We start from the raw sequence: 290 nt of genomic DNA on the forward strand, positions 1-290 counted from the left end.
AGATGATGAGGCGCTGCGCCAGCGCATCCCTGCAGCATTTGAGGGACTGTCCGTTGCTGGCCCGACGGGAGCCTATGAATTTCACGCCAGAAGTGCGGACGGACGTGTGGCAGATGCCAGCGCAACCAGTCCGGCCCCTGCAGAGGTGGTACTTACCGTACTGAGCCGGGAGGGTGACGGTACAGCAGTAAAAGACCTGCTGGATGTGGTTGAAAAAGCCCTGAACAGTGAGAGTGTACGCCCGGTGGCTGACCGTCTGACGGTTCGTAGTGCGGAGATCATACCGTACC

The 290-nt window shown here is 59.7% G+C and carries 1 pseudogene; it reads left to right on the top strand.

Going from position 1 to position 290, the window contains the following annotated elements:
• A pseudogene (locus J4G32_RS20930) lies at positions 1-290 on the top strand (baseplate assembly protein); the annotation flags it as partial.

Origin of the sequence: Microvirga antarctica (genome assembly GCF_017921815.1) — a bacterium.
Taxonomy (GTDB): Bacteria; Pseudomonadota; Alphaproteobacteria; order Rhizobiales; family Beijerinckiaceae; genus Microvirga; species Microvirga antarctica.